Genomic DNA, 17,536 nt, shown 5'->3' with positions numbered 1-17,536 from the left:
GAGTTAAGCGATCATAGTTTGTTATAAAAGCCTAGGATTATCTTTATGAGGAGGGAGTCAAAAATATGATATGGATTATATTATTCAGTACTCTCATAGGCATGGGGATTTTATTACTTTTTGTGATGTATAAAGAAGCGATGCGTAATACGGTGTTGGAACATACTTTAGTATTTAAAGAATTTCCGAAAAGTTTTCAAAAAGTAAATGTGTTTTTTATTTCTGATATTCATAGAAGGGTCATTTCGAATTTGTTAATTGAACAAGTAAAAGGAAAAGTAGATCTCGTAATTATCGGAGGAGATTTAGCAGAGAAAGGTGTCTCTTTATCAAAAATCTCTGCGAATATTCAAAAGTTAAGAGAGATAGGTCCTGTATATTTTGTGTGGGGAAACAATGATTATGAGATAGAATATCATGAATTAGATGCGTTATTATTAGAAAATAACGTAAAAGTTTTAGATAATACAAGAGTGGTATTTGAGTCTGAATTAGGAGAGAAAATTTGTTTGCTCGGTATAGATGATGTTGGATTGCACCGTGATCGTCTAGATTTGGCATTGGCGGATTGTAAAGAAGAGGGTTTTCGTATCCTAGTTAGTCACAACCCTGATATAATAAAAAAAATGTCTGGAAATGAACAGATTTCACTTGTGTTAAGTGGACATACGCATGGAGGACAAATCCGATTATTCCCATCTAAAAAATATTTAAAAGGTGGCGTATATAACCATTTGAATACGATTCTCTTTGTTAGTAATGGGTATGGAACAACATTGATACCACTTCGTTTCCGAGCACCTGCTCAAACACATATCATTACATTGTGCGGAGGGAAATGATGCCAACTCTTAGTGGGAAATATAATATAAAAGCCGTTTCGAATATAATAGGAGTTCAGCCGAGTACGCTTCGTGCATGGGAAAGACGATATCAAATTATTGCCCCAAAGCGGAATCAAGCTGGGCATCGCTTATATACAGAAGAGCATATTCAAATTTTAAAATGGTTAATGGAAAAAGTTTCTTCCGGTATGATGATTGGACAAGCAGTTCAGTTATTAGAAGAGAATCGTTTGCAGAGTACAGTTCAAAAAGAGATACATTTCGATAAAGAAGTTGTTTTAGTGGACGATTTGCTACAAGCTTTGTTAAAATTTGATGAAATTACAATTGCTGCATTATTAAACGAAGCTTTTAGTATATATTCAACAGAAAAGGTTGTTGCTAGTATCGTTCTTCGAGTGACAGACAAATTATTAACGTCAAAAAATAATAATGAGATTTCAATGGTGCAATTTCAATATGCACTATCATTTTTACAAACGCGTCTAGGGATGGTGTATCACAATGCCTCAATGTTTTCCTCTTTATACAAAGTTATTGTGTTAGAAAAGGATGCATTGAAAGGATTTATTTTTTCAACTTATTTACGCTTAAAAGGATATGAGGCGATATATATTAGGACAAGCTTAGCTGAAGATGGTATGTTATCAGCGGTAGAGGAAATACAGCCGAAATATGTATTTATATCTTTTGCTGACGAACAAGAAATGAAAAAGACGATGAACTTTATAAATTTATTACAAGAAAAAAGGGAATCTCTTTCTGTTGGATTTATCGGAAAGCTAGGCGTTCTAAACCAGTTGGACATTGAAACAATCTTAATTGGTGATACGAAAGAAGAATGGGATGGATGGTTAAAAATGTCGGAATAGTTGTTCGAAAAGAACCATCTATTTTCTATTTCATATAATAAAAATTAGATGCATTGGTTACGTAGGGAGGGTATGAGATGAGGCTGGAACGATTAAATTACAATAAGATAAAAATTTTTCTAACATTTGATGATTTATCTGAACGAGGATTAACGAAAGAAGATTTATGGAGAAATGCACCGAAAGTACAGCAATTATTTCGTGATATGATGCAAGAAGCAAATAAGGAATTAGGGTTTGAAGCAGATGGTCCGATTGCAGTTGAAGTGTTTTCTCTACAAGCACAAGGGATGGTTGTAATTGTAACGAAAGAAAATCAAGAAATGGATACAGATGATGAGTTCCGTGACGAGTTTATTGAAATGCAAGTGACTCTAGATGAAAGTGAGCATATATTATATGAGTTTGCTACGCTAGATGACGTAATTAACCTGTCGAATCGCTTATATAACCTTGGTGTAACTGGCGGAAAGCTATATACGTGGGATGAGCGCTTCTATCTTTGGGTGGAAGAAGAGGAACAAATTCAATTGTTAAAGGCGGATTTTATAGCTATTTTAGCGGAATACGGTAATCCGTCTACAGCAACCATTTATCGCATCATGGAGTACGGTAAAGAATTAATGGATGTTAACGCGATAGAACAAATACACAATTACTTTGTGAAAAAACAAAACCTCAGCTAATACAACATAGCTGAGGTTTTGTTTTTATTTGGAGAAGGGAAGGGATGATTGTAAATACTCGAACATACTTTTTGAAAATAAAATATGCAGTTTTATGGGAGTGTGGTTGATGAAAATAAAAAATATTTAAATATTTAAGTATTTTACTTTTCTAAAAGTAATAAAAGGACTATAATAATAGTGAAAACGCTTGCAACAGAAAATAGTTTGTATATATTTGTTAGCGTTTTCTATTGCATTCCAAATTTAAGGGTGTATACTAGGCAATGAAGGTTTACTAAACAAGTGAAATTACAGGGGGTTTACTTACTATGGTAGCCGAAAAGGGAACTCAAACAAAAACACAACAACAAAGGGAACAACATTTTGAACTATTGAATTCAACACAAATTGTTATTAGTGAAGCGTTAGAAAAATTGGGTTATCCAAACGAAGTATATGAATTATTAAAAGAACCAATTCGTATGATGACAGTGAAAATACCAGTTCGTATGGATGACGGGACTGTTAAAATATTTACAGGATATCGTGCGCAACATAATGATGCTGTTGGTCCAACGAAAGGTGGAATTCGCTTCCATCCGAATGTAACAGAAAATGAAGTGAAAGCACTTTCAATCTGGATGAGTTTAAAATGTGGTATTGTTGATTTACCATATGGTGGAGGTAAGGGTGGAATTATCTGTGATCCACGTGAAATGTCATTCCGTGAGTTAGAAAGATTAAGCCGCGGTTATGTACGAGCAATTAGCCAAATCGTAGGTCCGACGAAAGATATTCCAGCTCCAGATGTATTCACAAACTCTCAAATTATGGCGTGGATGATGGATGAGTATAGCCGTATTGATGAATTTAATTCACCAGGATTTATTACAGGTAAACCGCTTGTATTAGGTGGATCACATGGACGTGAAACAGCAACAGCGAAAGGTGTAACAATTTGTATTCGCGAAGCTGCTAAAAAACGTGGTATTGATATTAAGGGTGCACGCGTTGTTGTTCAAGGATTCGGTAATGCTGGTAGCTTCTTAGCTAAATTTATGCATGATGCAGGTGCGAAAGTTATTGCAATCTCAGATGCTTACGGCGCGTTACATGATCCAAACGGATTAGATATTGATTATTTATTAGACCGTCGTGATAGCTTCGGTACAGTAACAAAGCTATTTAACAATACAATTTCAAACAAAGAATTGTTAGAACTTGATTGCGATATTTTAGTACCAGCTGCAATTGAGAACCAAATTACAGAAGAAAATGCTAATGATATTAAAGCAAAAATCGTTGTTGAAGCTGCAAATGGTCCAACAACATTAGAAGCGACTAAAATTTTAACAGATCGCGGAATTTTGCTTGTTCCAGACGTGTTAGCAAGTGCTGGTGGTGTAACAGTATCTTACTTTGAGTGGGTACAAAACAACCAAGGTTACTACTGGACTGAAGAAGAAGTAGAACAACGTTTAGAAAAAGTAATGGTAAGATCATTTGATTCTATTTATGAAACAGCACAAGTTCGTAAAGTGAACATGCGCTTAGCGGCGTACATGGTTGGTGTTCGTAAAATGGCTGAAGCAAGCCGCTTCAGAGGTTGGGTATAAAATATTATATCTTGAGAAAACGTGATTTCCTTTCGAGGGAATCACGTTTTTTTGTTGAAGTATTAAATGAGGTGTTGTATATGGAGAATGAAATGCTGGAACGAGTAGAACAATTAGAAGAGAAGGTTAAGAGGTTAGAGGGAGAACTTGCAAGAACGATGAAAGCTCGAAAAATAAGTACCGTTCGGATGTTCGGGGAAGGGCTACTGTTTTTGGTATTTGGTGTGGTTGTAGTAGGGCCGATTATTGCCGTTGTAATCTCGATTTTTACTTGGCTTGCTGAAAAATAAAATAAAATAAAAATAAAAAGAACGCTTGTTCTATACGAACAAACGTGCTATACTCTCCTTAGATAAACAAAACGGAAATGATTTTAAGGAGAGATAAATGATGAAAATGACAGTAGACCAAAGATTTATGATGCCAGCAGATGTTGTAGAGCGAGTGGAAGTATTACGAAACAAACAAAGCAAGCGTGGCACATTATTACAATCGGTAAATAAATTTTTCGGTTTAGATACGAAAGAAGATTGTGTTTGGTTTTACGGTTTTTATGGAGTGGCTGTAAGTATCTTGTTGTTTATGGTGTTCACTTCAAATATTTTCGATTTTCTCTTCGCGTAAGAAATATGCGATAAGGACATTGCTACCGAATACATATATAAGGAAGTAAGGTAATCTTCTAGAGCGGGAGTTGGTAGCAATGGCGATGTTTCCTATAGAGCGCAACTATATTGGATATGGAAGTTCACGACCGGGGATTCCTCTGACTAAAGTGAGATTTATTGTAAGCCATGATACGGGGAATCCTGGAAGCAATGCGATAGGGAATCGAGATTACTTTAATGAATTACAACCGAAAGCTTCGGCGCATACATTTATAGATGATAAAACAATATTGGAGATTATTCCTATAAATGAAGTTGCGTATCATGTTCGATATGGTGTGCCGACGGATAATGACTTATATGGCTATGACGCGAATAAGGCGGCCATTGGAGTGGAACTTTGTTATGGTGGTGATGTTAACTTTTGGGAAGCATATAATCGTTTTACATGGTATCATGCGTATTTATGCCAAAACTTTGGCTTAAATCCGAAAAAAGATATCGTGTCACATAAAACGCTTGATCCAGCTAGAAAGATTGATCCTGAGAATGTATTAGGGAAACAAGGTATTAAATTTCAGCAGTTTTTAGCAGATGTCTATCGGATGTACGTTTCGTTTAGATGACAAATATATGAAAAATGAATACAATAAAGATAGGTGCCTACTGCTGTAAGTAGGTTTTTTCTTGTTTTTATAAATAGTGTATTGGTAGAAGACTAGGAGTGGACGAGTATGCAGAAAGAAACAGTTATTATAATCGGAGGCGGTCCGTGCGGATTAGCGGCTGCAATTTCGTTGCAAAAGGTAGGGATAAATCCGTTAGTAATTGAAAAAGGAAACATTGTAAATGCCATTTATAATTATCCAACTCATCAAACATTTTTCTCTTCTAGTGAAAAATTAGAAATTGGTGATGTAGCTTTTATTACAGAAAATCGTAAGCCAGTTCGAAATCAAGCGCTTGCGTATTATCGTGAAGTAGTAAGACGTAAATCTGTACGTGTAAATGCTTTTGAGCGAGTGGAGAAAGTTCAAAAAGATGGAGAAGCTTTTCAGGTTGAGACGACAAAGCGTGACGGAAGTAAGGAAATATATATAGCGAAATATATTGTTGTAGCAACTGGATATTATGATAATCCAAATTATATGAATGTTCCAGGTGAGGAATTGAAGAAAGTAGCTCACTATTTTAAAGAGGGGCATCCTTATTTTGATCGAGATGTAGTAGTTATAGGTGGGAAAAACTCGAGTGTAGATGCCGCGTTAGAACTTGTTAAATCTGGTGCACGTGTAACGGTACTGTATCGTGGAAGTGAGTATTCACCAAGCGTAAAGCCTTGGATTTTGCCGGAATTTGAGGCGTTAGTACGAAATGGTACAATTCAAATGCATTTTGGGGCTCATGTGAAAGAAATTACTGAGCATACATTAACGTTTACAGTTGATGGTGAAGCTCTTACAATCAAAAACGATTTTGTATTTGCGATGACTGGTTATCATCCTGATCATAGCTTCTTAACGAAGATGGGTGTTCAGATTGATGAAGAAACAGGACGTCCAATTTATACAGAGGATAGAATGGAAACGAATGCTGAAAATATTTTCATTGCAGGTGTCATTGCTGCTGGAAATAATGCAAATGAAATATTTATCGAGAACGGAAGATTTCATGGAGATGCGATTGCGCAAACCATTGCATCAAGAGAAAAATAAAAAGGAGCTGTCGGGAAAACCTCGACAGCTCCTTTTTATTCGTGCATAAACATATTTTGAATGGATTCATGAGAATTTGTATTCTCTAATGCAACAAGTAATTTAATGCGTGCTTTTTGTGCATTTAAGCCGTATGTGAATACAATGCCCATATCTTTTAAGTGTTTACCGCCACCTTCATACGAATATACGTCTTGAACGATACCGTTGAAACAGCGAGAAACTAATACGACAGGAATACCTCTATTTAATAATCTTTCTAGACTAGGTAGTGTTCTTGGAGGGAGATTACCTTGTCCAAGAGCTTCGATAACAATGCCGTCTACAGGAAGATTTTCGATTGCTGCTAATAATGTATCATCCATGCCAGCATATGCTTTTAGAACAACTACATTTTTAGACACTTTGTTTATCGTATATGTTTCGTGATGTACTAAAGCGTGATGGAAGACAACGCCGCGTTTTGTTACCATTCCAATTGGTCCGTATTGTGGGCTTTGGAATGTTGCAACATTACTTGTATGTGTTTTCGTTACATTTGTAGCGCAATGAATTTCGTCGTTTAATACGACTAAAACACCTTTTTCTGCAGCTTCATCACAACTAGCAACTTTTACAGCTGATAAGAAGTTATATAGACCATCAGCACCTAACTCATTGCTAGAGCGCATTGCACCTGTCACTACGATCGGAATAGTTGCTTGTACTGTTAAATCTAAGAAATAAGCTGTTTCTTCTAATGTATCCGTGCCATGCGTAATGACTACGCCATGAATGTTGTCTTGTTTTACTCTTTCATCAATGATGACTTGTAATTGTAACATTTCGCTCGGTGTCATATGAGGAGATGGTAGGTGGAACACATCTTCAACGATTAAATCAACATCGCCTTCTAAATCAGGAATGAATTTTAAAAGAGGATTTTTTTCACCTGGTTGTACGACCCCAGTTTCTTTATCTTCCTCCATTGCAATTGTTCCACCTGTGTGTAAAACTAGGATTCTTTTCAATGCTTATACCCCTTTCAAGTAAAAAAATACATTTAGAACATAACATGTTTTGAGTAAATTCGACAATGGAAATGTATAAAAGTATGCCTCGAAAATGACAATAAAATTAACTGCTATATGTACGATGTATAAAATCATGAAACGAAATGTGCAAATATAGTATAGGAGGGAAGAATTCCGGTGAAAAAGATGGAAAGAATTTTTATTCGTATATTAATAATACAATTCATTTGTCTTTCTGTTGTGCAATTGTTATTTATACATAAGTCATCAGTGAAATATTTATCTAAAATTGTTTATTATGAGGGTGTCATGGTAAAAAACAAAGTGGAAATCTTGCAGGTGAATAGGTAGTTTTCATTTTCTTCTATGAAGGATTATGCTACAATAATTGAGGATTTAATGACGTGAAGCAAATGAGAAGAAGCAGGGTGAACACCTGCTTTTCGTTTTGTTTTATAAGTGAAAAAATGAGGTGTTACAATGGATAAACGAATTTCAATTGCTATAGATGGTCCAGCAGCTGCTGGGAAAAGTACAGTGGCAAAAGTTGTTGCGAAGGAACTTTCTTACGTTTATATTGATACAGGCGCAATGTACCGTACGCTTACATATGCAGCCCTTGAACAAAAAGTAGACATTGAAAATGAAGAGCAGTTAATGGAAGTTGTAAAGAATGTAAATATTGAGTTTCAGCAAGGAGAAAATACACAGCTTGTATTTTTAAATGGACAAGATGTTTCTGAAGTAATTCGTACACCTGATGTGACGAATCGAGTATCTATTGTAGCGAAACATCGCCTTGTTCGTGAAGAAATGGTACGTCGTCAGCAAGAGTTAGCGAAAAAAGGCGGCGTTGTAATGGACGGCCGTGATATTGGTACACATGTATTACCGGATGCTGAAGTGAAAATCTTTATGCTTGCTTCTGTTGAAGAAAGAGCGGAAAGAAGACATTTAGAAAATTTAAATAAAGGTTTCGATTCTAATTTAGAGCAGCTAAAAGAAGAAATTGCTCAGCGTGATAAATTAGATTCAGAACGCGAAGTTTCTCCACTAAAAAAGGCTGATGATGCATTGGAATTAGATACGACTTCTTTATCAATTGAAGAAGTTGTCCAAAAAATTATGAGCATTGTTTCTGGAGTGTTTGCGAAATAAAGAAAGGGGATAGTCCTCTTTCTTTTTTTGTTTAAATAGAAATGTAAAGGATACGTGAATTGTGAGTCTCTTTCCTTGACAAATGAGCTGATTTGTAAGAAGTTAGTTAAAGAGGAATAAAACTGTCAGAATATATTCGCTATTATATTTCAAAACATACTTTTTTCAAGCTGGTTTTGCTGTATACTATTTATATAGGTTTAATATATTTTCTTGTGAATGTTATTGAAAAAGAGTATGTGATGAGAAATTCTTAAACATGCAAATGAAAACTTTGTTTTCATTTCGTATATACATAAAAAATGCTTTGTCAATTCTGTAGGGAGGTATTTCCATGGTAGAGAAAATGAATGAAGAAGTTATGGATTCAAAAGAATTACAAGTTGGTGACGTTGTTACAGGTTCTGTAACGAAGGTTGAAGAGAAACAAGTGCTTGTAAATGTTGGATACAAAACAGATGGCGTAATTCCAATTAGTGAATTAGCTAACGTTCATATTGAAAAAGCAAGCGATGTTGTAGAATTAGATCAAACACTAGAGTTGAAAATTATTAAATTAGAAGAAGATGATCTTGTCTTATCTAAACGTGCTGTTGATGCAGAAAAAGCATGGGTAGAACTACAAGAGAAATTTACTTCTGGTCATGTATTTGATGTTACTGTAAAAGATATTGTGAATGGCGGATTAGTTGTGGACCTTGGTGTTCGCGGTTTTATTCCAGCTTCACTTGTAGAAGTACATTATGTAGAAGACTTTACTGACTATAAAGGTAAAACATTAGCGGTGAAAATTGTTGAATTAGACCGTGAAAAAAATCGTGTAATCCTTTCGCATAAAGCGGTAGTAGAATTAGAACTAGATTCTAAGAAAAAAGAAGCAATTTCTTCATTAAAAGAAGGGGACGTTGTTGAAGGAACAGTACAACGATTAACTGACTTTGGCGCATTCGTTAACGTTGGTGGAGTGGACGGTTTAGTTCACATTTCACAAATTTCACACGAACGTGTAGAGCAACCTTCTGAAGTGTTAGAGCAAGGTCAAAAGGTTAAGGTAAAGGTGTTATCTGTTGATGCTGATACACAACGTATTTCTTTATCAATTAAAGCAGCTCAACCAGGACCTTGGGAAAACGTTGCTGGCGAAATAAAAGCTGGAGATATTCGTGAGGGAGTAGTAAAACGCCTTGTTACATTTGGTGCATTCGTTGAGATTTTACCGGGCGTTGAAGGGCTTGTACACGTATCTCAAATTGCAAATCGTCACGTGAAAAATCCGAATGAAGTATTGGAAATGGGACAAGAAGTAAAAGTGAAAGTACTTGAAGTTCACGTAGCAGAGAAACGTATTTCTTTAAGTATAAAAGAAGCGCTTGAGGAAAATAATGTAACTGAAGATTATAGTCAGTATGAGCCAAATGCTGATTCTGCTACTTTCCAATTAAGTGATATTATTGGTGAACAACTGAAAAAATTAAAGAAATAATGAGGGGTACAAGTGGTAAGGGCAAAACGTAAATTAGATCATATTGAATACGCTCTTTCTACTGGTCAGTCTCGTACGCATGGCTTTCATGATATTGATTTTGTGCATCAAAGCTTGCCAAATTCAAATTATGACACAATAACATGTGAAACAAAAATCGGCGAACTTTCACTAAGTTCGCCGATTTTTATCAATGCGATGACTGGTGGTGGAGGAGAGAAAACGTTACATATTAATGAGCAATTAGCATATGTAGCGAAACATCATAACCTTGCTATGGCTGTAGGTTCGCAAATGGCGGCGTTAAAAGATGAAAGTGAAGCTGCTTCTTATAAGGTGATTAGAAAGGTAAACCCAAATGGTATTTTCTTTGCTAATTTAGGTAGTGAGGCAACTATCGAGCAGGCAGAGCGCGCCGTTGATATGATTGAAGCGAATGCATTACAAATTCATTTAAATGTCATACAAGAGTTAACGATGCCAGAAGGAGACCGTGATTTTACTGGAGTACTTCAGCGCATTGAGAAAATTGTTTTAAATAGTAAAGTTCCTATCATTGTAAAAGAAGTTGGATTTGGGATGAGTAAGGAAACAATGCAACAGTTAGTGAACGTAGGTGTAACAGCAATTGATATTGGTGGGCAAGGTGGTACGAATTTTGCTGCTGTTGAAAACGAAAGAAGACAGCGAATGCTTTCTTATTTTAATAACTGGGGCATACAAACAGCAACCTCGATTATTGAAGCAACCTCTACAAATAATAACCTCTCTTTTATTGCATCTGGGGGTATACAAACAGCGCTTGACGTAGCGAAAGCAATCGCATTAGGGGCGAATACAACTGCGTTTGCTGGTTATTTTTTACGTATTTTAATGCAAGATGGTATCGAGAAGTTAGTAGATGAAATTGAGCTTCTACATACAGATTTGAAATTTATAATGACAGCTCTTGGTGCGAAGACGATAGAAGAGTTGCAATCTGTACCTCTTGTTGTAAAGGGTGAAACATATCATTGGTTAATGCAGCGTGGTATTGATACTGCGCATTATAGTAGGAGATAAAAAATCAACCATTCGGTTGATTTTTTTTGTTCTATTCTTTTTCGTAATATAAAGTGGAGAATGGAATTAGTATTATATAAAAATATCATTTCGTAAAAATTGTAATTGAAAAAGGGTTGAAAAATGTAGATGGTGTGTTGTCGAATTACTGGAGAGAACTTAATTTTTAATGGGAATAGGTGAAGGTAAAAAGAAGTAATGGGAAGATATAGTATGCGAAATATTATTTCGATATAAATAGAAATCATTAAACTGATTATGTAAAAGACGGTTTCGTACAATATAGAAACCGTCTTTTTGTATTAATTAGTGCTGGTTTTGTTTTCGAGCCTGTTCTGGTGTATCAAGTCCAGTTGCACCTGGATATTGTAGTGATTGATCACGATCGGATTCAACGCGGCGTGATTCTCGTAGTTTTCGTTCTTGGCGATCTTTACCCATAATGAATAACACCTCCTTGTTAAAAGTGTTGCTGTTATAAGAAAAAACTATGCGTAAATAAAGTGGATTAACTTTCATAAAAAGTTCCCATAATGGAAAACATAGGAGGTGAAGTTGATGGATGGAAGTACTTTTTATTTTGTAGCTTGGATAGGGTGGATCATTGTAACCTTTTTTATGAAAAAGGACCCTATCCGGTGGAAGTTAGGCGCTTGTATACTGATTTTTATAATTTGCTCTCCGTTACATGTAACGATTGCCTCATTCGTGGTATCAGTAAATGCTCTTTTACTTTGTATTATTTCTTTTATAGGGATCACGCTATATTCCGTCTGGAAAAAATTGTATAGCTTACTTTCGGCACTTATTATTGCAATGTTATATACAAGTTTTCATCTGTTAGAAATATATGATCCGATTTGGATTGTGGTGGATAGAGTGTTTCTGCTAAGTAGTGCTCTTGTGTATGCATCGGTGTTATTGCATGGGGATCGCATATTACGATTATGTTCTCTATATGTAGGGATGTTACAAGGAGAGCTGCTAGTGACATTTATTTTTAGGAAATTGAATTTTCCATATGATTACGGTAGTTTAGCATTTTTTGATATCGTCGCCATTTCTACATTATTCATGGCAATATTGTTTTGGATTGCAAAAGCATCAGTATACATGGAACGGTTTAAGAGAAAAACACGTAAAAGAAAGGCGAGGGTAATACATGACTGAATATACACCAGCCATTTTATGCGGCGTAATAGCGGGGACAGTTACAAGGGTGCTAATGCTTCGGACGGATACGCGGCAATATCCGACGAGGCTACATGGGAAAATTATTCATATTGCAATGGGGTTAATTGCAGCTGCTTTAGGAGCGATTGCAATCCCGTCTATTTTGAAAAAAGATTTTTCTGCCATTACATTTCTTACATTAGCAGCGACACAATTTCGTGATGTACGTAATATGGAAAGAAATACGCTTCAACAATTAGATGGGTATGAGCTCGTACCGCGTGGAAATACATACATTGAAGGAATTGCATTGGTTTTTGAAAGTCGCAACTATTTGGCAATGTTAACGTCGTTTGCAACGACGTTTGCGTATATAGGATTCCGTTCATGGATTGCAGGAGTAATTATGGCTATAATCGCATTTTTTATCGCGAAAAAATTAATGTCTGGTAAAAGGCTACATGATCTTGTTGAAATTGAGCACGTTCCGCTTCGTTTTGAAGGAGCAGGGCTTTATATTGACAATATTTACATTATGAATATTGGATTGCCAGCAAGACAAGAAGAAATTATGAAATATGGTATGGGTTTTATTTTAAAGCCGAAATCAATTGATGCGATGGTTACAATCTCAAATTTAGGGCAACGACAAGCTATTTTACACGATGTTTCAGTAGCGTTAGGGATTTATAGAGATTCTGGTACACCAGCGCTTGTACCGTTAGCAAAGCGTGATTTAGAGGATGGCAGGGTTGGGATTTTTGTCCTGCCGCAAGATCAAGATGCAGAGAAAGCGATAGGTGTCATAGGAAATGTACCAACGTTAGAAAGTGCTGTCCATATGTCATCGGAAGCCCCAAAAGGAAGGGGAGATAAGAGATGATGTTAGAAAGTGTTATTCTGGCAGTTATAACAACGACTCCAGAAAAATTTGCAGGTGGTGCTCCTTTATTCGTTTGCGAATCGACGGAGGAACTAGAATTTGTTGCAAATAATTTAGAAGCAATTTTAGATGGTATAGCACATCGCTTACAAGAGAATGTATATATTATTGTGAAACATTAGCAACGTGTGTTATAATGTGAGGTGTTTTGATACGTTGAGAAATATTCTGGAATGCAAATCCCTTCTTGCACAAAGAAGGGTTTTTTACATAATAAACAGAAGCAAGTTGAAAGGATGAAAGTATATGCCGAAACCAGTAATAGCGATAGTAGGTCGCCCGAACGTAGGGAAATCTACTATTTTCAATAGAATTGTTGGAGAAAGAGTTTCAATCGTAGAAGATATTCCAGGTGTAACGCGCGATCGTATTTATAGCGCTGGAGAATGGTTAAATCATGAATTTAACATTATTGATACGGGCGGAATTGATATTGGAGACGAGCCGTTTTTGACACAAATTCGTCAACAAGCTGAAGTAGCAATTGATGAAGCGGATGTTATCATTTTTATGACAAACGGTCGTGACGGTGTAACAGCAGCTGATGAAGAAGTTGCAAAAATTTTATATCGTTCAAATAAACCGGTTGTACTTGCAGTAAATAAAGTAGACAATCCGGAAATGCGCAGTGACATTTATGACTTTTATGCATTAGGATTTGGCGAACCATTCCCAATTTCAGGTACACACGGATTAGGGTTAGGTGACTTACTAGACGAAGCTGCACAACATTTTCCAAAGATTGAAGAAGACGGATATGATGAAGACACAATTCGTTTCTCTTTAATTGGACGTCCAAACGTAGGGAAATCATCACTTGTAAATGCTCTTCTTGGTCAAGAGCGTGTAATTGTTAGTAATGTAGCAGGAACAACTCGTGATGCTGTCGATACACCATATAGTAAAGATGGAAAAGATTATGTAATTATTGATACAGCTGGTATGCGTAAAAAAGGAAAAGTGTATGAAAGTACAGAAAAATATAGTGTACTTCGTGCGCTAAGAGCGATTGAACGTTCTGACGTTGTTTTAGTCGTTTTAGATGGTGAAGAAGGAATTATTGAGCAAGATAAAAAAATCGCTGGATATGCTCATGATTCAGGGCGAGCTGTTGTTATCGTTGTAAATAAATGGGATGCAGTGAAAAAAGACGAAAAAACAATGAAAGCATTTGAAGAAAATATCCGTGCTCATTTCCAATTCTTAGAATACGCACCAATTGTTTTCTTATCTGCAAAAACGAGAAAACGTACACAAACATTAATACCGGTTATCGATGAGGTAAATGAAAGTCATAGTATCCGTATTCAAACGAACGTATTAAACGATGTAATTATGGATGCGGTAGCGATGAATCCGACGCCAACTCATAATGGTAGCCGTCTGAAAATTTTCTATGCAACACAAGTTGCGGTAAAACCACCGACATTTGTTGTGTTTGTAAACGATCCAGAATTATTGCACTTCTCATATGAGCGTTTCTTAAAGAATCGCTTACGTGAATCATTTGGCTTCGTAGGAACGCCGATTCACATTATCGCTAGAGCAAGAGACTAATGGAGAGGATGTGATTTTATGACAAAAATCACAGTAGTAGGAGCAGGTAGCTGGGGAACAGCGTTAGCGATGGTATTAGCTGACAATGGACATGATGTACGTATTTGGGGAAATCGCCCAGAACTTATGGATGAAATTAATACGAAACATGAGAATAGTCGATATCTCCCAGGCATTACATTGCCAAGCACAATCGTAGCCTACTCTTCTTTAGAAGAAGCATTAGTAGATGTAAATACAGTACTGCTAGTAGTACCAACGAAAGCGTACAGAGATGTATTACAAGAGATGAAAGAAATTGTTACTGAACCAATTACTTGGATTCATGCGAGCAAAGGAATTGAACCTGGTACGTCAAAACGTATTTCGGAAGTGATTGAGGAAGAAATTCCAGAGCACTTAATTAAAGATGTTGTTGTACTGTCTGGACCGAGTCATGCTGAAGAAGTCGGTTTACGACAAGCGACAACAGTTACGTCTGCAGCAAAGCGTATGGAAGCGGCTGAGGAAGTACAAGATTTATTTATGAATAGTTATTTTCGTGTATACACAAATCCAGATATCGTTGGAGTTGAACTTGGTGGTGCGTTAAAAAATATTATCGCATTAGCTGCTGGTATAACTGATGGTCTTGGATTAGGTGATAATGCAAAGGCGGCATTGATGACACGTGGTTTAACAGAGATTGCTCGTTTAGGAAGAAAAATGGGCGGGAATCCGTTAACGTTTGCTGGTCTAACTGGTATGGGAGACTTAATTGTAACTTGTACAAGTGTTCATAGCCGAAATTGGCGCGCTGGAAATATGCTTGGAAAAGGACACTCTTTAGAAGAAGTGTTAGAAAGCATGGGTATGGTTGTGGAAGGTGTAAGAACAACGAAAGCTGCTCATGAATTGGCAGAGAAAATGGAAGTTGAAATGCCGATTACAGCTGCTTTATATGACGTGCTGTTCAATGGGAATAACGTAAAAGATGCAGTAGGCTCATTGATGGGACGTGTTCGAAAACATGAAGTGGAAGCTATACCTGATTTACTGTAAAGAAAAGCGACAGAAGTACATTTGTACTTCTGTCGCTTTTTTATTTTTTGGGTCTTTTCACCATTTTTTCATTTTTGCATAGGATGAAGAGTAACTTGAGGAGAGGGTGAAAAGAATGGATAATAATATTTTTAATAATATTGAGAAGGAAGCGAAAGTAAATAAAGAGGATATTTTTAAATTAGCATCATCCGTGCAAAATGCGAATTTACGTGATGAAACTGTACTTCGTCAATTAATTCATCAAGTGGCTCTTATGGCGGGACGTGAAGTGCCGAAAGAGCAAGAGGATCAAATTGTAAAAGCGATTATTAATAATAATATGCCAACAGATTTTGGTTCGTTAAGCAAAATGTTTAAAAAATAAATTATGAGAAACAAAGAGTTTGGAGATTGCATATGATAGCCATGAAAGAATGGGAATAGAGCTGTTTTTGGGCATATTTGGTCAACCGAAGCGAGAGATACAATCGCTTCGGTTTTATTTTTGCCTAGATTGGTGAGAAATGCTGGAAAACCTATTGATTAAAGTTACATACTCGCGATTTGTAGTAAAATGTTCTTTTTGTATTTGTTTAAAGATTTTAATTTGTTAAAATAGTATAAAAATAGATTAATAAAAAGGGGTGTGTATATGTCAGAAGGGCTTATGAAAATGTGGCTGGCTTTAGGGGCAATTGGATTTATGTTTTTTGCAGTAAGTTTTATTTTATTAAGTAGACATAGAATAAAGAATAAATTTTTGAAAGGGATTACAGCGTTAGTAGCGTACACCCTTATGATTGTGTCAGGAATTGTTATTTTTCTTGTTGTATTTAGTGGACCTGTACAGCAGTAAATGGAATGGTCTCGAAAATACTACATACGGAGCAAATTAGATTAGTATGAAAAGGTGATGCTAGTGAAAAAATTCCATATTATTTTAATATTTTGTTGTATGAGCCTTTTAACGGGGTGTCTGTATCCGAAAGAAAATATGAAGCAAAATGCGGTTCCTTATGAAGATCAGCTACAGGTTGTTCAAAAAGCTGTTGTGACATTTAAGGAGCAAAATGATGGGATATTGCCAATTAAGACGAGGGATATGAGTACACCTATTTATCAAAAGTATCCAATCGATTTTCAACAGATTGCCCCGCGTTACATACAAGAAGCGCCAGGGAATGCGTATGAAAGTGGAGGAGTATATCAATACGTATTAATAGACGTTGAAACAAATCCGACAGTAAAGTTAATTGATGTTAGGATGGCTGAACAAATTCAGGAACTATCTTTAAAGCTTAGGATGTATCGTGATGAACATCAATATCCACCTTTTAAAAAAGTAATTTCAGATGGTGTATATGAATTGGATTTCAAAAAACTAGGATATAAAGATGTGCCACAAGTGACAAGTCCATATTCTGGTAAAGGACTTCCTTTTGTAATTAATGAAAAAGGAGAAGTTTTTGTTGATTATAGAATCGACCTATATGACGCTTTGAAAAAAAATGAAGGGCAGTTTACAGAGGGAGAAGATATTCGAAATATACTTTCGAAAGGTTCCCCGTTTGTACCAGCTTATTCTTTACCGTACACAGTAAAGGACGGAGAACCAATTTTTTTAAAATGATAAGTCATGAACCTTTCTTTTAGTGAATAAGTTCTAGAAGAAAGGTTTTTTATGTTATACAACTTACGATGAAAACAAAAGATATTTTTTAATAGTCATATGAAATTGGACAAAATTATATGATATATTGTCCGAACTTCTAGAATACCATTATATTATATCAGATATTA

22 protein-coding genes are annotated in these 17,536 nt (G+C 35.9%); 20 read left to right on the top strand and 2 right to left on the bottom strand.

Features of this window, described 5'->3' with window-relative positions:
• The first annotated feature begins 65 nt into the window (after nt 1-65).
• The 8 genes from DN401_RS20545 (at nt 66) to DN401_RS20510 (ending at nt 6,324) form a co-directional block, all read left to right on the top strand.
• Nucleotides 66-842: a metallophosphoesterase gene (locus tag DN401_RS20545; protein ID WP_000637793.1), complete on the top strand. Its 777-nt coding sequence runs from the start codon at nt 66-68 to the stop codon at nt 840-842.
• Nucleotides 842-1,717: a MerR family transcriptional regulator gene (locus tag DN401_RS20540; protein WP_001142720.1), complete on the top strand. Its 876-nt coding sequence runs from the start codon at nt 842-844 to the stop codon at nt 1,715-1,717. The genes DN401_RS20545 and DN401_RS20540 overlap by 1 nt, the downstream gene beginning before the upstream one ends.
• 77 nt (nt 1,718-1,794) lie before the next feature.
• Nucleotides 1,795-2,403: a genetic competence negative regulator gene (locus DN401_RS20535; protein WP_001235402.1), complete on the top strand. Its 609-nt coding sequence runs from the start codon at nt 1,795-1,797 to the stop codon at nt 2,401-2,403.
• Nucleotides 2,404-2,714: 311 nt separating this feature from the next.
• Nucleotides 2,715-4,001 (top strand): NAD-specific glutamate dehydrogenase, encoded by a 1,287-nt coding sequence (gene gudB / locus DN401_RS20530; protein WP_000225173.1) that lies wholly within the window; start codon nt 2,715-2,717, stop codon nt 3,999-4,001.
• An 80-nt stretch (nt 4,002-4,081) separates the two neighbouring features.
• A complete protein-coding gene (locus DN401_RS20525) occupies nt 4,082-4,291 on the top strand; it encodes a hypothetical protein (RefSeq protein ID WP_000426763.1) in 210 nt (69 codons plus the stop codon).
• Nucleotides 4,292-4,388: 97 nt separating this feature from the next.
• Entirely contained in the window at nt 4,389-4,625 is a 237-nt protein-coding gene (locus tag DN401_RS20520) for a DUF3961 domain-containing protein (protein ID WP_001983018.1), read from the top strand.
• A 79-nt stretch (nt 4,626-4,704) separates the two neighbouring features.
• Entirely contained in the window at nt 4,705-5,235 is a 531-nt protein-coding gene (locus DN401_RS20515) for a peptidoglycan recognition protein family protein (protein WP_001240655.1), read from the top strand.
• Nucleotides 5,236-5,343: 108 nt separating this feature from the next.
• On the top strand, nt 5,344-6,324 hold the full coding sequence (locus DN401_RS20510) for a YpdA family putative bacillithiol disulfide reductase (protein ID WP_071740351.1): 981 nt from the start codon (nt 5,344-5,346) through the stop codon (nt 6,322-6,324).
• A 35-nt stretch (nt 6,325-6,359) separates the two neighbouring features.
• Here DN401_RS20510 and ansA read toward each other — a convergent pair whose 3' ends face one another.
• Nucleotides 6,360-7,334 carry an asparaginase gene (ansA, locus tag DN401_RS20505; RefSeq protein WP_000822010.1) on the bottom strand — a complete coding sequence of 325 codons (975 nt, stop codon included), beginning with the start codon at nt 7,332-7,334 and terminating at the stop codon, nt 6,360-6,362.
• Between the two features lie 180 nt (nt 7,335-7,514).
• Here ansA and DN401_RS29920 point away from each other — a divergent pair, with 180 nt between their 5' ends.
• The 4 genes from DN401_RS29920 to DN401_RS20490 all read left to right on the top strand — a co-directional run bounded on the left by DN401_RS29920 (nt 7,515) and on the right by DN401_RS20490 (nt 11,040).
• Nucleotides 7,515-7,688 (top strand): YpfB family protein, encoded by a 174-nt coding sequence (locus tag DN401_RS29920; protein ID WP_000738057.1) that lies wholly within the window; start codon nt 7,515-7,517, stop codon nt 7,686-7,688.
• A gap of 129 nt (nt 7,689-7,817) precedes the next feature.
• Nucleotides 7,818-8,495 (top strand): (d)CMP kinase, encoded by a 678-nt coding sequence (cmk, locus tag DN401_RS20500; RefSeq protein ID WP_000361252.1) that lies wholly within the window; start codon nt 7,818-7,820, stop codon nt 8,493-8,495.
• A gap of 334 nt (nt 8,496-8,829) precedes the next feature.
• Nucleotides 8,830-9,978: a 30S ribosomal protein S1 gene (rpsA, locus tag DN401_RS20495; RefSeq protein WP_000229559.1), complete on the top strand. Its 1,149-nt coding sequence runs from the start codon at nt 8,830-8,832 to the stop codon at nt 9,976-9,978.
• Between the two features lie 12 nt (nt 9,979-9,990).
• Complete coding sequence (locus DN401_RS20490) at nt 9,991-11,040, top strand: type 2 isopentenyl-diphosphate Delta-isomerase (RefSeq protein WP_000251036.1); 1,050 nt, start codon at nt 9,991-9,993, stop codon at nt 11,038-11,040.
• Between the two features lie 306 nt (nt 11,041-11,346).
• Here DN401_RS20490 and DN401_RS20485 read toward each other — a convergent pair whose 3' ends face one another.
• On the bottom strand, nt 11,347-11,481 hold the full coding sequence (locus DN401_RS20485; protein WP_000513900.1) for a YpzI family protein: 135 nt from the start codon (nt 11,479-11,481) through the stop codon (nt 11,347-11,349).
• Between the two features lie 117 nt (nt 11,482-11,598).
• Here DN401_RS20485 and DN401_RS20480 point away from each other — a divergent pair, with 117 nt between their 5' ends.
• From DN401_RS20480 to DN401_RS20445, 8 genes are all read left to right on the top strand, one after another.
• Entirely contained in the window at nt 11,599-12,210 is a 612-nt protein-coding gene (locus DN401_RS20480; RefSeq protein WP_000349103.1) for a YphA family membrane protein, read from the top strand.
• Nucleotides 12,203-13,096 carry a YIEGIA family protein gene (locus DN401_RS20475; protein ID WP_000141596.1) on the top strand — a complete coding sequence of 298 codons (894 nt, stop codon included), beginning with the start codon at nt 12,203-12,205 and terminating at the stop codon, nt 13,094-13,096. The genes DN401_RS20480 and DN401_RS20475 overlap by 8 nt, the downstream gene beginning before the upstream one ends.
• Nucleotides 13,093-13,278 (top strand): capping complex subunit for YIEGIA, encoded by a 186-nt coding sequence (locus DN401_RS20470; protein WP_000979059.1) that lies wholly within the window; start codon nt 13,093-13,095, stop codon nt 13,276-13,278. The genes DN401_RS20475 and DN401_RS20470 overlap by 4 nt, the downstream gene beginning before the upstream one ends.
• Before the next feature lie 124 nt (nt 13,279-13,402).
• Nucleotides 13,403-14,713, top strand: a complete 1,311-nt coding sequence (gene der / locus DN401_RS20465) for a ribosome biogenesis GTPase Der (protein WP_001125893.1) — start codon at nt 13,403-13,405, stop codon at nt 14,711-14,713.
• Between the two features lie 18 nt (nt 14,714-14,731).
• A complete protein-coding gene (locus tag DN401_RS20460) occupies nt 14,732-15,754 on the top strand; it encodes an NAD(P)H-dependent glycerol-3-phosphate dehydrogenase (protein WP_000161763.1) in 1,023 nt (340 codons plus the stop codon).
• Nucleotides 15,755-15,869: 115 nt separating this feature from the next.
• Nucleotides 15,870-16,121: a stage VI sporulation protein F gene (locus tag DN401_RS20455; protein WP_000369754.1), complete on the top strand. Its 252-nt coding sequence runs from the start codon at nt 15,870-15,872 to the stop codon at nt 16,119-16,121.
• Nucleotides 16,122-16,388: 267 nt separating this feature from the next.
• Nucleotides 16,389-16,592: a DUF2768 domain-containing protein gene (locus DN401_RS20450; protein ID WP_001289008.1), complete on the top strand. Its 204-nt coding sequence runs from the start codon at nt 16,389-16,391 to the stop codon at nt 16,590-16,592.
• 63 nt (nt 16,593-16,655) lie between these two features.
• A complete protein-coding gene (locus DN401_RS20445; protein WP_000713407.1) occupies nt 16,656-17,366 on the top strand; it encodes a hypothetical protein in 711 nt (236 codons plus the stop codon).
• Nucleotides 17,367-17,536 lie beyond the last annotated feature (170 nt).

Origin of the sequence: Bacillus sp. BF2-3 (assembly GCF_008368795.1) — a bacterium.
Classification (GTDB): domain Bacteria; phylum Bacillota; class Bacilli; order Bacillales; family Bacillaceae_G; genus Bacillus_A; species Bacillus_A cereus.
The sequence above is the reverse complement of the archived record's forward strand: the minus strand, read 5'-3'. Positions and strand labels throughout refer to the sequence as shown.

What these genes read in the sequence shown, in the direction of transcription:
- DN401_RS20545 (WP_000637793.1), top strand. Translation starts at nt 66, where the DNA reads ATGATATGGATTATATTATTCAGTACTCTCATAGGCATGGGGATTTTA.
- DN401_RS20540 (WP_001142720.1), top strand. Translation starts at nt 842, where the DNA reads ATGCCAACTCTTAGTGGGAAATATAATATAAAAGCCGTTTCGAATATA.
- DN401_RS20535 (WP_001235402.1), top strand. Translation starts at nt 1,795, where the DNA reads ATGAGGCTGGAACGATTAAATTACAATAAGATAAAAATTTTTCTAACA.
- gudB (WP_000225173.1), top strand. Translation starts at nt 2,715, where the DNA reads ATGGTAGCCGAAAAGGGAACTCAAACAAAAACACAACAACAAAGGGAA.
- DN401_RS20525 (WP_000426763.1), top strand. Translation starts at nt 4,082, where the DNA reads ATGGAGAATGAAATGCTGGAACGAGTAGAACAATTAGAAGAGAAGGTT.
- DN401_RS20520 (WP_001983018.1), top strand. Translation starts at nt 4,389, where the DNA reads ATGATGAAAATGACAGTAGACCAAAGATTTATGATGCCAGCAGATGTT.
- DN401_RS20515 (WP_001240655.1), top strand. Translation starts at nt 4,705, where the DNA reads ATGGCGATGTTTCCTATAGAGCGCAACTATATTGGATATGGAAGTTCA.
- DN401_RS20510 (WP_071740351.1), top strand. Translation starts at nt 5,344, where the DNA reads ATGCAGAAAGAAACAGTTATTATAATCGGAGGCGGTCCGTGCGGATTA.
- cmk (WP_000361252.1), top strand. Translation starts at nt 7,818, where the DNA reads ATGGATAAACGAATTTCAATTGCTATAGATGGTCCAGCAGCTGCTGGG.
- rpsA (WP_000229559.1), top strand. Translation starts at nt 8,830, where the DNA reads ATGGTAGAGAAAATGAATGAAGAAGTTATGGATTCAAAAGAATTACAA.
- DN401_RS20485 (WP_000513900.1), bottom strand. Translation starts at nt 11,481, where the DNA reads ATGGGTAAAGATCGCCAAGAACGAAAACTACGAGAATCACGCCGCGTT.
- DN401_RS20480 (WP_000349103.1), top strand. Translation starts at nt 11,599, where the DNA reads ATGGATGGAAGTACTTTTTATTTTGTAGCTTGGATAGGGTGGATCATT.
- DN401_RS20475 (WP_000141596.1), top strand. Translation starts at nt 12,203, where the DNA reads ATGACTGAATATACACCAGCCATTTTATGCGGCGTAATAGCGGGGACA.
- DN401_RS20470 (WP_000979059.1), top strand. Translation starts at nt 13,093, where the DNA reads ATGATGTTAGAAAGTGTTATTCTGGCAGTTATAACAACGACTCCAGAA.
- der (WP_001125893.1), top strand. Translation starts at nt 13,403, where the DNA reads ATGCCGAAACCAGTAATAGCGATAGTAGGTCGCCCGAACGTAGGGAAA.
- DN401_RS20460 (WP_000161763.1), top strand. Translation starts at nt 14,732, where the DNA reads ATGACAAAAATCACAGTAGTAGGAGCAGGTAGCTGGGGAACAGCGTTA.
- DN401_RS20455 (WP_000369754.1), top strand. Translation starts at nt 15,870, where the DNA reads ATGGATAATAATATTTTTAATAATATTGAGAAGGAAGCGAAAGTAAAT.
- DN401_RS20450 (WP_001289008.1), top strand. Translation starts at nt 16,389, where the DNA reads ATGTCAGAAGGGCTTATGAAAATGTGGCTGGCTTTAGGGGCAATTGGA.